Below are 13,356 nucleotides of genomic sequence, written 5' to 3' on the forward strand. Positions count from 1 at the left end.
CGGTTAGGCATGCTGGGTTTCTTTCTTCAGTTTCTCGACCTTGCGTTCATAAGCCTGCAAAAAGGACTTGCCAAACAGCGCCTGGAATTCGTCGGCCGACGATTCGGCGATGATTTTCTGGAAGCGCTCGACATACGCATCCCACAGTTTGGCCTTGCGCGTGGCCGGGATCAGCGATTCCAGCAAGCCGCCCTTTTTCTGGCGTTTCTCCATGACTTCAGGATTGAAGCGTTGCATCATCTCGTTCATCGTCGCCCGCATGCCCGACACGACGCCGAACTGGTGCGCATGCAAATCCTGATAGGCGTCCTGCATGGCTTCGGTGGCGCCCATGAAGCCTGGCATTTTCTTGCGCAGCATCTGGATCAGCACGGTCTGGCTATCGGCGAAAAATTTCAGCGGATTGTTGTTCCTGACTACCACCTTGGTCACATCGGCATGCGCTTCGCGCTTGACCAATGCCCGCGATGCATTCAGATCGATCGTGCCTTGCACGGCGGTCGCCAGCAGCTTGCCGACGGTTTCCATCATTTCCGGCGTCAGACCGGGCGACAAGGCGCCAGCCGGCAAGCCCGCACCTTTCATGAACGCCAGGATCAACGCGTGGTTGTCGGCATGCACGGCCGGTTGGGCCGCTGCCGCGTTGTCTTCCTCGGGGACGGCGAGTGTTGCCGCTACGGCCGGCGCCGGTGATGTCGCCGCAGTCGGCAGACTGGTCGGCAATCCCGCGCTGGCAGTGGCGGCCAGCTCCAGGTTCAGTTGCGCCAGCGCCGCCATCCGGGTTTCGGAGACGCTCAGCAGAGGTTTGGGGCTGTTCGCCCGCCGGCTTGGGTTGGTCGATGCATGGTCTGTAGGGCTGATCATGTCCGGGTTATCTTTCATCAAGTTGAGCTGCGCTTCGGCGCGCAGCAAATAAAGTCCAATCTGGATTTCATCGCCTATCTGCAAGTCGTATTCGGATTCGGGATCGATCTCGTGGCCATTCAGCAGGATGGGATTGGCGCGGCTGAGGTTGGTAATCGTGTGGCGCAGGCCGTCGCTTTTGACTTCAGCCTGGATGCGGGAAACGAGATTGCGGGAATCGAGCAGGATGAAATAGTTTTCTTCGCTGCGGCCAAGGGTTTTTGGCTCACGACCGAAAACGGCCGACAACGGCAATTCGGGGGCTACGTTGTTGTAAGAAACAACATTAATTTTGATCATCGGATAAGCTTCCTGGAGCTGGTGTGGCATGCGCAGCGCAGATCTGCGCCGGATGGGTTGCAGCTGGACTGGGAAATCATTGCATGCTTGGCAGCAAGTTTCATGCCCAAGAAGTGCGACCAGGAATTGACCTGAGATAGACAGAAAATCATGCATTTGCAGGGCTGGCAACCTGCAAAACTGCCCTCGCTTGTCATTCGTGGTGACGTTTTCTGTCAGCGAGAGTCTGCTGACAGGCTCCAAGGGGGGAGTCGAGAATTGTAGATAAAGTTGAAATGGCCGGATAGAGTGAGTGACGCTCTATCCGGCCCAGGCTTCAGTGCTCGCGCAACATGGCCTTGATGCCACGTACCGCCTGGCGGATACGCGCTTCGTTTTCGATCAAGGCGAAGCGCACATATTCGTCGCCGTATTCGCCGAAACCGATGCCGGGCGAGACGCACACCTTGGCTTTTTCCAGCAGTTGCTTGGAAAATTCCAGCGAACCGAGATGGCGGTAAGCTTCCGGAATGCGCGCCCAGATGTACATCGACGCTTTCGGGATATCGACCATCCAGCCGGCCTCATGCAAGCCCTTGGCCAGCACGTCGCGCCGGCTCTGGTACTTGGCGCAGATATCCTTGACGCATTGTTGGTCGCCCTCCAGCGCCGCAATCGCCGCCACCTGCACCGGCGTGAAACTGCCGTAGTCGTGATAACTCTTGATGCGCGCCAGGGCGGCGACCAGTTCCTTGTTGCCGACCATGAAACCGATGCGCCAGCCGGCCATGTTGTAACTCTTCGAGAGCGTGAAGAATTCCACCGCGACATCGCGCGCGCCCGGTACCTGCATGATCGATGGCGCTTGCCAGCCGTCGAACACGATATCGGCATAGGCCAGGTCGTGCACCACCAGGATATTGTGCTCCTTGGCCAGCTTGACCACGCGCTCGAAGAATTCCAGCTCGACGCACTGTGCGGTCGGGTTGGAAGGAAAGCCCAGCACCATCATTTTCGGTTTCGGGTAGCTTTCCCGTATCGCCCGTTCCAGCTCGGCAAAGAAATCCACGCCGGACTCATTCGCACCGAGCGGATATCAGCGCCGGCGATGACGGCGCCGTAGATGTGGATCGGGTAGCTCGGATTCGGCACCAGCACGGTGTCGCCGCGATCCAGCGTCGCCAGCATCAGGTGCGCCAGCCCTTCCTTGGAGCCGATGGTGACGATCGCTTCGGTATCCGGATTGAATTCGACGTCGTAGCGCTTCTTGTACCAATGCGCAATCGCCCGCCGCAAGCGGGGAATGCCCTTGGAAGCGGAATAGCCGTGGGTATCGGGGCGTTGCGATACTTCGATCAGTTTTTCGACGATGTGCGGCGGCGTGGCGCCGTCCGGATTGCCCATCGACATATCGACAATATCTTCGCCACGGCGGCGCGCCGCCATCTTCAGTTCGGCGGTGATATTGAAAACGTAGGGAGGCAGGCGATCGATGCGCGAAAATCTGCGCGGAGTTGGGGATTCAGACATGTTTTTCTCTCACGTAAGCGCCCGGAACCGTCCGAGCGACGTTGGAACGGGAGCGCCATCGGTGCGACATGCATGGCGTTGTTCCGCAAACGATTCTAGAGAACATCCGGCGCTTATGCAATCCACTTATTTGCAAATGGTAAGATGGCTGCGCGCAAGCCGTAAGCTGAAAAGCGGCGCGCCTCATTTTCCTCTATACGCTGTCAAGGCCCGCCATCATGTCATTTTCCTCCCTGGGTCTGTCCCCCGCTATCCTGCATGCCGTCGCTGAACGTGGTTATGTGACGCCTACGCCGGTCCAGATCGCGGCGATTCCGGCCATCCTGCGCGGCGGCGATGTGCTGGCTGCTGCGCAAACCGGCTCCGGCAAAACGGCTGCGTTTGCGTTGCCGTTGCTGCAGATATTGCTCGATGCCCGCAGCGAAAAGCCACGGCGGCTACGCGTGCTGATCCTGGTGCCGACGCGCGAACTGGCGCAGCAGACTGCGGAAGCCATCGGCTTGTTGGCCCAGGCGGCGCAGCAGCCATTGAAAATCGTTGCGTTGTTTGGTGGCGTGTCGATCAATCCGCAGATGATGGATCTGCGCGGCGGCGCCGACATCGCGGTGGCGACGCCGGGCCGCCTGCTCGATCTGGTCGAGCATAATGCACTCAGCCTCGGCGGCGTGTCGACGTTGGTGCTGGACGAGGCGGATCGCTTGCTGGACATGGGATTCGCCGACGAGATCGGCCGTATCCTGGTGCAGTTGCCGAAGCAGCGCCAGAGCCTGTTTTTCTCAGCGACTTTTCCCGCCGACGTGCATGCCCTTGCCGCCAGGATGCTGCAGCAGCCGACGCGCATCGCCATTCCATCGCTGGAGCAGAACCAGCCCGCCATCGAGCAGCGCGTGATTCTGGTCGATGCCGGCCGGCGCACGCAATTGCTGCGGCATCTGCTGAAAGAAAACAATTGGGGCCGAGTGCTGGTTTTCGTTGCCACCAAATACGCGGCGGAACATATCGCGGAAAAATTGCACCGCGCCGGTATCAAGGCCAGTGCTTTCCACGGCGAATTCAGCCAGGGCGCGCGCAACGAGATACTGGCGGATTTCAAGGCCAGCAAGCTGCAGGTGCTGGTCGCCACCGATGTCGCCGCGCGCGGGATCGATATCGCGCAGCTGCCGGTAGTCCTGAACTACGACTTGCCGCGTTCGGCGGTCGATTACACGCATCGCATCGGCCGTACCGGCCGCGCCGGCAAGAGCGGCATCGCGATCAGCTTCGTCAGCGCCGACACGGAAGCACATTTCCGGTTGATAGAAAAAGACATCACCTGAAATGCGTGCGTGAGCAGATCGCCGGCTTCGAGCCGGTGGAGGTTGCCGCGCCGGCATCAACCGGAGCTGCGGATGCGTCGCCGTCCTATGGCGGTGTCAAGGGCAAGCGCAAGAGCAAGAAGGACAAGCTGCGCGAAGCGGCCGCCCGCGAGGAATCCAAATAGTCGGGGTGTGCCAAAGGATGGTCGTCACGGGTTCACTTTAATGTTTTTGGGTAAGGTGGTCTTGAGTCATCTTTATCGCGTTTCAACGCCCTCGGCTCGGCATCCCGTCACTCCCGCGAACGCGGGAATGACGCTGCCGAAAGAATTTCATTCGAGCTCATATGGAGTAGCAGTGATGCACCCGCTGTTGTTTTATAAATTATCAATACGATAATTTATTCGCTTGGCTGCGAACTCGATTGAGTTTCACATAGCGATAAATTACACTCTCGCCTGCGTGACAAAATCACGGCTATACCGTTGCCGGCACCAACCCGCCATCAACACCAGAAACATTGTCCTTAACCCTAGAACACCGGAAAACCATAGCCCGCCTACCCGGACGCGCGAATGCTATCCGTACGGAGCCAAAAGCATGAGTACTTTCATTTTCAATGAATTGAATTTCGACAACCACGAACAAGTGGTCTTCGTTTCCGAAGAAAAATCCGGCCTCAGAGGCATCATCGCTGTCCACAACACCAACCTCGGCCCGGCCATGGGCGGTTGCCGCATGTGGGACTATGCCAGCGAAGCCGTCGCCGTCAACGATGTGCTGCGCCTGTCGCGTGGCATGACCTACAAGAATGCAGTTGCCGGCCTGCCGATCGGCGGCGGCAAGAGCGTCATCATCGGCAATCCAAAGACTGCCAAGACACCCGCATTGTTCGAAGCCATGGGCGAAGCCTGGAGCGCCTGGGCGGCCGCTACATCACGGCGGAAGACGTCGGCACCAGCCCGGCCGACATGGCGCATATCGCCACCAAGACCAAATATGTCGCCGGCCTCGGCGCCAGCGGCGATCCATCGCCATTCACTGCGCTGGGCTGCTTCGTCGGCGCGCAAGCCGCAGTCAAGCATTACCTGGGCCGCGACTCGCTGGAAGGGTTGACTGTTGCAGTACAAGGACTGGGCAATGTCGGCTACGATTATGCACGCCGCCTGCGCGCTGCCGGCGCCAAGCTGATCGTTACCGATATCGACCAGGTTGCATTGGAACGCGCACGCAGCGAACTCGGCGCCGAAGTGGTCGCCCCTGACGCAATCTATGACGTGCAGGCCGACATCTACGCACCTTGCGCACTCGGCGCCACACTCAACCCGGCCACCTGGGCCGTCTGAAAGCCAAGATCGTCGCCGGTGCTGCGAACAACCAGTTGGCCACCGCCGACATCGGTGAACTGCTGCGCCGCAAGGAGATCCTGTACGCGCCGGATTTCGTGATCAACGCCGGCGGCATCATCAAGGTCTGCTACGAGTACTACGACAAGCCGGAAGCCGATGTCGAAGCGCACGTGCGCGAAATCGGCGCGACACTGGCCGAAATCTTCAAGCAGGCCGATAGCCAAAGTTTGCCGACCAGTGTGGTCGCGGACAAACTGGCGGAAGCACGTTTCAAGAAGTAAACGAAAGCTGAATCGTTGGCAGGCGGGTCGATTTACACGCAGTGAGATCGACCCGCAACCACATGTGCTGTCGTACAGTTACGTCGCAATCGTCTCGAACGGCAACTTGCGCAGCCGCTTGCCGGTCAATGCGGCAACCGCGTTGGCGATAGCCGGCGCAATCGGCGGCACCGGCGGTTCGCCAACCCCGGTCGGGGTATCGGCGCTGGGCACCAGATAGACCTCGACGGTCGGGCACTGGCCCATGAGGACCGGCATGTAGTCGGGAAAATTCGACTGCTGAACCACCCCATCTTTCAACGTGATTTCATAGCCGGGCTGTATGCTCGACAGGCCAAACACCAGGCCGCCCTGTATCTGCGCCTCGATGGTGCGCGGATTGATCGCCATATTGCAATGCACGCCGGCGGTAACTCGATGCACCTGCGGCCGCCCATCCTTCAGCGACACTTCCGCCACATAGGCGACCGAGGTGTCGAATGCGTGATGCACCGCCACGCCCCAGGCGTGGCCAGCCTCCAGCTTGCGCTTGCCGTAGCCGGAACGTGTCACCGCCAGATCCAGCGCCTGGCTGCTGCGACCGCCCGGTTGGGCAAACAGCGCCTTGCGGTATTCGACCGGATCGCGGCCGACAGAGCGAGCAATTTCGTCGATCAAGGTTTCCATCACATAGCCGTTATGACTGTGGCCGACCGAGCGATGCCAAAGGACAGGCACATTGGCTTGCATGTTGTGCACCGACAGCGCCAGGTTAGGGATTGCATAGTGCGATTCCAGTACGCCCTCGGTCATGGTGCCATCGACGCCGTCCTTGACCAGGAACGATTCGAACGGGCTGCCGGTGAGGATCGATTGCCCGGCAATCACGTGGTCCCAGGCGGCGATCTTGCCGCTGGCATCGTAGCCGATGCGGACCCGGTGCACATGCATCGGCCGGTAATAGCCGCCGTGCAGATCGTCTTCGCGTGAATACATGACCTTGACCGGCGTGCCGCGCATCACCTTGGCAATATAGGCGGCCTCCACTGCATTCTCGGATTCCGGCAGGGCGCGCCGGCCAAAGGCGCCGCCCGCCATCATGGTGTTGAAGTCGACCTTGGTGATGGCGATCCCCAGCACTTTGGCAATCGCCTGCCGATCCATCGACTGGAATTGCGAACCGGTCCAGACGGTGCAAGCATCGCCGGTGAAGTGCAGCGTCATGTTGAGCGGTTCCATCGGCGTATGCGCCAGGTAGGGGAACTCGAAGACTGCCTCGATTTTTTTCGGCGCCGTCGCCAGCGACGAGACATCGGCCTTGGCGGCTGGTGTGCCGGGCTTCATCGCCGCTTCACGATACGCGGCAAACAGGCTGTCGGAACTGACGCGTTCGATGCCTTTGGCATCCCATTCTATCTTCAATGCGTCGCGAGCTTTCTTGGCGATCCAGTAGCCGTCGGCCACTATCACCACGCTCTGGCCGCCGCGTATTCCCGGAATCGTAAAAATTTTGCGCACACCGGGAATCGCCTTGGCGGCGCTGTCGTCGAGCTTGCCGATCTTGGCACCCCACGGCACGGCCCGCGCCAGCAGCGCGACTTTCATTCCCGGCAGATCGACGTCGATGCCGAATTTCTGTTGGCCGGTGGATTTGGCGGCGCCGTCAAGGCGCGGCGTGGCTTTGCCGATGATCGTGAACTGTGCCGGGTTTTTCAGCTGCACGGTTTCCGGCGCCGGCAACTGCATCGCGGCGTTGGCGACTGCGCCATAAGTCGTGTGCTGACCCGTCGGGCCGGTAATGACGCCCGCGGCGGTCTTGCAGGCGGCTGGATCGACTTTCCATTGTTTGGCCGCAGCGGCGACCAGCATGCTGCGGGCGCGGGCGCCGATTTCGCGGTATTGCTGATAAGTGTGAGCGACACTGGTGGAGCCGCCGACCATCTGCATGCCGAAGGCAGTGTCGCGAAATACGTCTTCGCCTTTCGCCAGTTCGGCATGGACATTGTTCCAGTCGCAATCGAGTTCTTCGGCCAGCAGCATCGGCAGCGCGGTCAGCGTGCCTTGGCCGATATCGACCTTGGAGACCTGGATCACGACCTTGTTGTCTGGGCCGACCCGCAGGAAGGCATTCGGCGGATAGCTTTTCTTGGTCGCGGTTTGCGCACTGGCGATACCAGTCAGCGAAGGAATGTAGAAGCCTAGCACCAGGCCGACACCGCTCACGGCGGATGCTTTCAGAAAAGTGCGGCGTGAATTTTTCGAGGGGATTGCATGTGTCATGGCCGGCTCCTCATACCAAGGAATTGGAGGCGTCCAGCACCGCTTCCTTGATGCGCTGGTAACTCCCGCAACGACACAGGTTACCGCCCATCGCGGCGACTACCTCGGCCTCATTTGGATGCCGTTTCTTCTTGAGGAAATCGACAGCGGTCATCACCTGACCGCTCTGGCAATAGCCGCATTGCGGGACGTCGTGCTTGATCCAGGCCACCTGCACTGCCTTGCCTACCGGATCGGCGGCAATTGCTTCGATCGTGGTGACAGGCTGGCTGCCGACTGCAGACAGCGGATAGGAACAGGAACGCACGGCATTGCCGCCGACATGCACGGTGCAGGCGCCGCAGGCAGCAATGCCGCAGCCGAATTTGCTGCCGGTCAGTTTGAGATTTTCACGCAGTACCCATAACAGGGGCGTATCTGGGGCGGCGTCGACTTGTACGGTGTGGCCATTCACTTGAAGACTGATCATTACGATTTCTCCGATAGAGTTGCGGCTGGTTCAAGACGGTCTGGATGGGCTGCAGACTGTTTCAATACTATAGACAGCGAGAGCGAAAAAACAAAGGCAAGATACGGCATGCACGGAAGGGCTGCTGCCATTAAACTACACGTTAATATGCGACGACTGTAACGAGATTGCCAACATGAATTTATTCCTTCACAGGATCACATCGCCGCTGGGCACGATCCTCCTGGTCACCGATGCCGAGGACCGGGTGCGCGCGCTCGATTTCGACGATTACGAAACGCGCATGCGCAGCTTGCTCAGCACGCACTACGGGCACTACGATTTGACGCCGGCGACGATACCATCGCGCGCCGAGCCTGCCTTGCAGCGCTATTTCGCGGGCGAGCTGCATGCATTGCAGGACATTGACGTCGCCACCAACGGCAGCGCATTCCAGCAACGCGTGTGGGCGGCATTGCGCCAGATTCCACCGGCGCGGATGACCACCTACGGCAAGCTGGCGTTGCAATTGGGCCAGTATAACGGTGCGCGCGCAGTCGGTAGCGCCAACGGCTCAAATCCGATTGCCATCATCGTGCCGTGCCACCGGGTGGTCGGCGCCAACGGCAAATTGACCGGGTTTGCCGGCGGCCTGGAGCGCAAGGCCTGGTTGCTCGGCCACGAACGCGCCGAAGCCGGCGACCAGCAGACTCTGCGCCTGCCGGGTTTCTGACAAATTAGCAGGAATCGCTGGCCACGCTGTCCGGCGGCTTGCTCGGCAGCAGCCAGCGCGGTAGGTTGAGCGCAGTCTTGCGCAGGCATTCGCGGTAGCCGATGTCGCCGCTGATCAGCCCGGCGAAATCATGGTTGATCTTCTGGTTAAGCACCAGATGCGAGAAGGCGAATTTGGGGAAGCGGTAGATCAACTGCGCCATCCTGGCCGCAGCGCGCAGTTCGGGTAGCAACTCGCGCTGCAGCAGGCGGCCGTAGCAATCAGAATCGGCGCGCAAACCATCTTCGGCAATTGCCTTGGCGGCAAGTGTCGCGCTCTTCAGCGCAAAATAAATACCCTCGCCGAACAAGGCTTCCGCCAGGCCGGCGGCGTCGCCCAGCAGCCAGACCCGGCCGCGCTGGAACAGCTGGCGGCGGTTGGCAAGCGGAATGATGTAACCCTGATATTCGACCCGACGCGGTTGCTGCAAACTGGCATATGCCGCGGTAAAGCGATCCAGGTGCCGGCGCAGAGAGGTGCCGCCGAACGGTGAGTACACGCCGACATTGAAATGATCGCGTTTAGGAAATATCCAGCCGTAGCCGCGCGGCATGCCGTCGAAATCGAACAAGGCGCGTCGGCCGAAGCGTTCCAGCGTTCCAGGCGCCGGCCACATCATGGCTTCCAGCGCCGGTACGTAAGACACCAGGTCCTTGCCGAACAGTTTGTTGCGCACCGCGCTGGCGGCGCCGTCGGCGGCCAGCAGCAGGCGGCAGCGCAACACGCCGCGACTGGTGCTGACGCTGACCGCATCTGCACTCTCGCTGGCATCGACAAATGCGGTTTCAGCAAGGAAGCGCGCGCCGGCGGCGCATGCGCGATCTAGCAGCAACTTGTCGAATTCGCTGCGCACTACGGTGCAAGCCGCTATTGGCTGCATTTCCTTGATGATGGCGTTGTGGTTGTGAAAATTGAGGATGGCGGCATCGATCGGCCGGTGCAGCGCCGGTCCGAGATCGAAGCCGAGCAGGTCCATCGACTTGCGCGACAGGCCGCCGCCGCACACCTTGGCGCGCGGGAAATTTTCCTTGTCGATGAGGGTCACCTGCAAGCCCTGCCGTGCCAGCAACCAGGCCAGATGGGAGCCGGCCGGGCCGGCGCCGACGATCAACACGTCGGCGATATCCGTACCATCATAAGACATGGCAATTTTCCAATGGAGGCGCAACGAAACGATATGCTTCTGAACTTGTCGGCGACGTCATCAATAGAGCCTCGCAAATGTCTGAATCGCTTGTTTAATTTACCCGGCGGAATCGTCAGCATAGCTGAAAAACGGCAATGTCAGGTGGGTGCAACCGGGTTGGGAAAATACAATCCGAAGCGGATGATTCCCTCGCTGGAACACACAACGTCGGCATTGCCGCCATGAACCAGCATGATGGCGCGCACGATAGCCAGGCCAAGGCCGTTCGATTCGGTGTATTCGCTGCGCGATTTGTCGCCGCGATAGAAGCGGTCGAACAGGCGTTCGAGCTGTTCTGGCGGAATCGGGTCGCCCTGGTTTTCCACTTCTACGCGGACGCCCACCCCTTGTTGACGGCTGCTCAGACGGACCGTACTGCCCGGGATCGCGTAGCGTACCGCGTTGACCACCAGGTTGCTGACCGCGCGTCGCCACATGATGGGGCTGGCCTGCACCTGGCCGTCGGCGTCGACGACCAGCTGGATGTTGCGTTCTTCAGCTACGCCCTCGAAGTAGTCAGCGATCTTGTGCAATTCATCAGCCAGCGCCAACGGCGTTTTCTCGACGGTCAGTCCGGCATGATCGGCGTGCGCCAGGAACAGGATGTTTTCGACAATCCGGCTCAAGCGCTGCAATTCTTCCAGGTTCGATTCCAGCACGTGCTGATATTCGCCGGCGCTGCGCGCCTGGCCCAGGGTCACCTGGGTTTGCCCCATCAGTGCACCGATCGGGGTGCGGATTTCATGTGCGAGGTCGGCAGAAAACTGTGACAGATGTTCATAACCGTCGGCCAGCCGGTCCAGCATCGCATTGAACGATGCAGCCAGGCTGCGCAGTTCCTGCGGCGCGTCTTCCTCGCGCAGGCGCACTGCGATATTGGTCGGGCTGACTTCGGCGGCACGTTCGGCCATCGTCGTCAGTGGACGGAAGCCGCGTTTGAGCACCAGGAAGCCGAACAGTGCAGTCAGCAGCACGGAGATCATCGCTGCCGCGATCACCTGCCAGTAGTACGCCTCCAGGATGTGCGATTCCTGCGTCATCACGTGGGCGCCGACGATCACCACCGTCGTACCGTCGCTGCCGACTTCGGCCAATGCCGATATCCAGCGCACGCGGACTCCATTAACCGGTTTGCCAGGATGCAGCGCGTCCAGCGACAGCGGCTGGTCGAGGGCCAGCGGCGTCATCGGCGGTGGCACCATGTTGTCGGGATTGACGCGCACGAATGGCGCTTGCCCCGGGTAGGCGAACATCAGCACATCCTGCTCGTTGCCCAGCATGGTTTCGAACAGTGCCGGCCGGTCTTCCATCTGCTTGACGTTGTATAGATCGTGCAGCAAACGGCGGAAGTGTTCGACGCGGCCGATCAGCGAGTAATCGGCACGGGTTTCCAGCGCCTGCCGGGTCGACGAATACAGGTACATGCCAAGGCTGGTGACGATCGCGCAGGCAATCAATGCGAACAGGAAAGTCACCCGGGCGGTCAGCGAGCGGGTACGCCAGATCATCATGGATCTTCCGAAAACATGTAGCCGATGCTGCGCACCGTGTGGATCAGTTTCTGCTGGAACGGATTATCGATCTTGGCGCGCAAGCGCTTGATGGCGACGTCGACCACGTTGGTATCGCTGTCGAAATTCATGTCCCACACTTCCGAGGCGATGACTGTGCGCGACAGTGCTTCATCCTTGCGTTTGATCAGCAGATGCAGCAACAGAAATTCCTTGTTGGTGAGGACGATGTCGATGCCCTGCCGCGTGACGCGGCGCCGGAGCAGATCGAGCTGTAGATCGGCGATCTGGAAAAAATCCAGTTCATGTACCTCGCGCACCACGCCACGGCGCAGCAGCGTGCGAATCCGCAGTAGCAGTTCGGTGAAGGAAAACGGCTTGACCAGGTAGTCGTCGGCGCCGAGTTCGAGGCCGCGGATGCGGTCGTTGACGTGATCGCGTGCAGTCAGGAAGATGACCGGCAGATCGCGCCTGGCGCGCAGCGCGCCCATGATCTTCCAACCGTCGGTGCCGGGCAGCATGACATCCAGCACCACCAGGTCGTAATGGTTTTCCAGCGCCATGTGCAAGCCGTCGCTGCCGTTGCGGATCAGGTCGACCGCGTAGCCGGATTCACGCAAGCCCTTCTTCAGGTAGTCGCCGGTTTTGGGATCGTCTTCGATTACGAGGATAGCCATGCTGGATTCATTGCGAAGTTGCGACAACACGCCAAACGGTGCTGTTCCGCGGCTCCGGCCGAGGTTGAGAGACAGCTCATTCTATCAATTCGATTGCCGCGAAGAATGACAATATTGTCATTCATATGTCACCGATAAGACACTGCACCGGCCCCAAACTGGGATTCCCAGCAACCACCGAGACAGTTTTCATGAAAACATCACAACTCTTGCGCCGACTTGTCCCCGTATTGGCCGCATCGACCTTCTTGGCCTACGGCACCGCCGCCAGCGCGCAAACCGCAGCCGCTGCCGCTCCGACAACACCGGTTCGGGTGCGCGCCACGATTGACAAGGTGAATACCGACAGCCTCGAAGTCAGTGCAAAAGGCGGCAAGAAAATGACCTTGAAACTGGCGCCAGACCTGATGTTGTTCGGGGTTAGCCATGCCGCCATCAGCGATATCAAATCGGACAGTTTCATCGGATCTGCTGCGGTGCCGTTACCTGATGGCAGCTTGAAAGCGCTGGAGGTACATGTGTTCCCGGCCGGCATGAAGGTTGGCGAAGGCAGTTACGCCTGGGATCTCGGCAAGAACAGCAGCATGACCAACGGCACTGTGGGCGATGTCGTTGTCACCAGCGGCCGCACCATTACCGTCAAGTATCCGCAGGGCGAGAAGAAAATCGTGGTGCCGGCCGACGTGCCGATCGTCAGCCTGGAAAAAGGTGATCGCAGCCTGCTGGTTCCGGGCGCACATGGCGTGTTCTTCGTCAGCAGGGCAGCAGATGGCAGCGACATCGTGGGGCGGGCGACTATCGGCAAGAATGGCGTAGTGCCGCCGATGTAATTCAGTATGAAAGGCGGGCGCCGTTGTCGCCCGCGC

11 protein-coding genes and 2 pseudogenes are annotated in these 13,356 nt (G+C 60.0%); 6 read left to right on the top strand and 7 right to left on the bottom strand.

The features are described 5' to 3' along the window. Window positions 1-3: 3 nt before the first annotated feature. Both tagH and alaC read right to left on the bottom strand, forming a co-directional pair. Window positions 4-1,203: a type VI secretion system-associated FHA domain protein TagH gene (tagH, locus tag CAter10_RS21705; RefSeq protein ID WP_164840396.1), complete on the bottom strand. Its 1,200-nt coding sequence runs from the start codon at window positions 1,201-1,203 to the stop codon at window positions 4-6. A gap of 316 nt (window positions 1,204-1,519) precedes the next feature. Next, window positions 1,520-2,712, bottom strand: a pseudogene (alaC, locus tag CAter10_RS00500) (alanine transaminase). A gap of 218 nt (window positions 2,713-2,930) precedes the next feature. Between alaC and CAter10_RS00505 the strand changes: the two are divergent. From CAter10_RS00505 to CAter10_RS23245, 4 genes and pseudogenes are all read left to right on the top strand, one after another. Beyond that, window positions 2,931-4,192: pseudogene (locus CAter10_RS00505) on the top strand (DEAD/DEAH box helicase). Window positions 4,193-4,607: 415 nt separating this feature from the next. Beyond that, the gene (locus tag CAter10_RS23235; RefSeq protein WP_236905439.1) at window positions 4,608-5,123 is read left to right on the top strand and encodes a Glu/Leu/Phe/Val dehydrogenase dimerization domain-containing protein; all 516 of its coding nucleotides are present in this window, start codon (window positions 4,608-4,610) and stop codon (window positions 5,121-5,123) included. Continuing rightward, window positions 5,096-5,353, top strand: coding sequence for an NAD(P)-dependent oxidoreductase (locus tag CAter10_RS23240; protein ID WP_236905560.1), 258 nt, complete (start codon window positions 5,096-5,098; stop codon window positions 5,351-5,353). The genes CAter10_RS23235 and CAter10_RS23240 overlap by 28 nt, the downstream gene beginning before the upstream one ends. After that, complete coding sequence (locus CAter10_RS23245) at window positions 5,308-5,637, top strand: Rossmann-fold NAD(P)-binding domain-containing protein (protein ID WP_236905441.1); 330 nt, start codon at window positions 5,308-5,310, stop codon at window positions 5,635-5,637. Before CAter10_RS23240 ends, CAter10_RS23245 begins: the two co-directional genes overlap by 46 nt. A 78-nt stretch (window positions 5,638-5,715) precedes the next feature. On the opposite strand, the gene CAter10_RS00515 is transcribed toward CAter10_RS23245, so the two are convergent. Together CAter10_RS00515 and CAter10_RS00520 are read right to left on the bottom strand one after the other, a co-directional pair. Further along, on the bottom strand, window positions 5,716-7,896 hold the full coding sequence (locus CAter10_RS00515; RefSeq protein WP_061531860.1) for a xanthine dehydrogenase family protein molybdopterin-binding subunit: 2,181 nt from the start codon (window positions 7,894-7,896) through the stop codon (window positions 5,716-5,718). A 10-nt stretch (window positions 7,897-7,906) separates the two neighbouring features. After that, window positions 7,907-8,365 carry a (2Fe-2S)-binding protein gene (locus tag CAter10_RS00520; RefSeq protein ID WP_061531861.1) on the bottom strand — a complete coding sequence of 153 codons (459 nt, stop codon included), beginning with the start codon at window positions 8,363-8,365 and terminating at the stop codon, window positions 7,907-7,909. Window positions 8,366-8,540: 175 nt separating this feature from the next. Between CAter10_RS00520 and CAter10_RS00525 the strand changes: the two genes are divergently transcribed. Beyond that, window positions 8,541-9,077, top strand: coding sequence for a methylated-DNA--[protein]-cysteine S-methyltransferase (locus CAter10_RS00525; RefSeq protein WP_061531862.1), 537 nt, complete (start codon window positions 8,541-8,543; stop codon window positions 9,075-9,077). A gap of 4 nt (window positions 9,078-9,081) precedes the next feature. Here the strand turns inward: CAter10_RS00525 and CAter10_RS00530 are convergent, their stop codons facing one another. The 3 genes from CAter10_RS00530 to CAter10_RS00540 all read right to left on the bottom strand — a co-directional run bounded on the left by CAter10_RS00530 (window position 9,082) and on the right by CAter10_RS00540 (window position 12,490). After that, on the bottom strand, window positions 9,082-10,260 hold the full coding sequence (locus CAter10_RS00530) for an NAD(P)/FAD-dependent oxidoreductase (protein ID WP_061531863.1): 1,179 nt from the start codon (window positions 10,258-10,260) through the stop codon (window positions 9,082-9,084). 140 nt (window positions 10,261-10,400) lie between these two features. Next, entirely contained in the window at window positions 10,401-11,813 is a 1,413-nt protein-coding gene (locus CAter10_RS00535) for a heavy metal sensor histidine kinase (RefSeq protein ID WP_061531864.1), read from the bottom strand. Beyond that, window positions 11,810-12,490, bottom strand: a complete 681-nt coding sequence (locus tag CAter10_RS00540; RefSeq protein ID WP_061531865.1) for a heavy metal response regulator transcription factor — start codon at window positions 12,488-12,490, stop codon at window positions 11,810-11,812. Before CAter10_RS00540 ends, CAter10_RS00535 begins: the two co-directional genes overlap by 4 nt. A gap of 191 nt (window positions 12,491-12,681) precedes the next feature. Here CAter10_RS00540 and CAter10_RS00545 point away from each other — a divergent pair, with 191 nt between their 5' ends. Next, window positions 12,682-13,320 carry a hypothetical protein gene (locus CAter10_RS00545; RefSeq protein WP_061531866.1) on the top strand — a complete coding sequence of 213 codons (639 nt, stop codon included), beginning with the start codon at window positions 12,682-12,684 and terminating at the stop codon, window positions 13,318-13,320. Window positions 13,321-13,356: the final 36 nt, after the last annotated feature.

It is taken from the genome of Collimonas arenae (genome assembly GCF_001584165.1).
Lineage (GTDB): Bacteria > Pseudomonadota > Gammaproteobacteria > Burkholderiales > Burkholderiaceae_D > Collimonas > Collimonas arenae.

Coding starts and splice junctions, on each gene's coding strand:
- tagH (WP_164840396.1), bottom strand. CDS start 1,203: ATGATCAAAATTAATGTTGTTTCTTACAACAACGTAGCCCCCGAATTG.
- CAter10_RS23235 (WP_236905439.1), top strand. CDS start 4,608: ATGAGTACTTTCATTTTCAATGAATTGAATTTCGACAACCACGAACAA.
- CAter10_RS00515 (WP_061531860.1), bottom strand. CDS start 7,896: ATGACACATGCAATCCCCTCGAAAAATTCACGCCGCACTTTTCTGAAA.
- CAter10_RS00520 (WP_061531861.1), bottom strand. CDS start 8,365: ATGATCAGTCTTCAAGTGAATGGCCACACCGTACAAGTCGACGCCGCC.
- CAter10_RS00525 (WP_061531862.1), top strand. CDS start 8,541: ATGAATTTATTCCTTCACAGGATCACATCGCCGCTGGGCACGATCCTC.
- CAter10_RS00530 (WP_061531863.1), bottom strand. CDS start 10,260: ATGTCTTATGATGGTACGGATATCGCCGACGTGTTGATCGTCGGCGCC.
- CAter10_RS00535 (WP_061531864.1), bottom strand. CDS start 11,813: ATGATGATCTGGCGTACCCGCTCGCTGACCGCCCGGGTGACTTTCCTG.
- CAter10_RS00540 (WP_061531865.1), bottom strand. CDS start 12,490: ATGGCTATCCTCGTAATCGAAGACGATCCCAAAACCGGCGACTACCTG.
- CAter10_RS00545 (WP_061531866.1), top strand. CDS start 12,682: ATGAAAACATCACAACTCTTGCGCCGACTTGTCCCCGTATTGGCCGCA.